This is a genomic window from Streptomyces sp. NPDC002130 (genome assembly GCF_040296465.1).
In the GTDB taxonomy this organism is placed as follows: Bacteria; Actinomycetota; Actinomycetes; order Streptomycetales; family Streptomycetaceae; genus Streptomyces.
In genome coordinates this window covers 1-1041 of sequence record NZ_JBEOXI010001265.1, presented here as the reverse complement: position 1 = coordinate 1041, position 1041 = coordinate 1, and the positions used below count along the sequence as shown (strand labels likewise).

Here is a 1041-nt window from a genome sequence, read left to right as displayed (position 1 = left end):
CGGCTTACGGAAGAAGTCGTCGTGACGCCACATGACGCCCTTCGGGTATCCGGTGGTCCCGCCGGTATAGAGGAGGTACACGTCGTCGCCAGAACGAGCGTCGAACTCCCCTACCGGTGACATCTCGCGAGCGTCGTCGAAGGAAACCACGGAAACTTCATGCGCTTTCGCTGCGGCGACCAGTTCTGCGTCGATCTCGCCGATCACGATCACCGTCTTGACCTTCGGGCATGCACCGAAGAGGGAAGCAAGGACACGCTGATGCTCGGGCAGTTCCACGACCACCGCGACCGAATCGGAGTTGGTGAAGATGTACTCGAGCTCGGCGGGCGTGTATCGGTAGTTCACGTTGATCGGGACCGCGCGGATCTTGATCAACCCGAGGATCGACGTGACATGTTCGACGCTGTTCTTCAGGAACAGGGCTACATGATCGCCGCGCGAGATGCCGGCTTTCGCGAGCAGATTGGCCGTTCGGTTGGCTTCCGCGTCCAGCTCAGCGTAGGAGAAGTTCTCTCCCTCGTAAGTCAAGGCGACGCGATCAGGCACCGAGCTGGCGACGGTTTCGAATACATCAGCGAGGTTGAACTGCATCGTCTTCCCTTTCAGAGTCTGCGCCGCGATACCGAGGCATACAACCCTGAATCTAGAACACGTTCCATGTCACGCGAGGCGAAACGGAACGATTAGCTGATCATTACCTGGACCTGACTATCGGTGCGGCAACGGCCGAGGCTGCCCCGCCCGACATCCATTCGGTGAGCAGGGTCTGCCACGACCCACAATGACAGCGCAGATAGGTGACCATCCCCTCGCTGGTCCGATGCCGGGATTCGACCTCCCAGCGGTGGATGCAACCGATCGGCGTGAGCTCTGTTTTCTTCATGCACCGAGCATGATGTAATGGCATTGTGCACCCGGCTGTTGCAGACACTAGTGAATGTCGGCGTCGACGGTAACCCTCCGGTTGCCGAGCGGTCAGGCTCGGGTCTTCTCGCGGGGGACCAGGCACGCTAGGAGTGCGAGAATCAGTCCGCCGGC

At 60.0% G+C, this 1041-nt stretch carries 1 protein-coding gene; it reads right to left on the bottom strand.

From position 1 onward, the window contains the following. On the bottom strand, positions 1-594 hold a 594-nt coding region (locus ABT116_RS50155), incomplete at its 3' end, for an AMP-binding protein (protein ID WP_351648500.1). Between the last annotated feature and the right edge of the window lie 447 nt (positions 595-1041).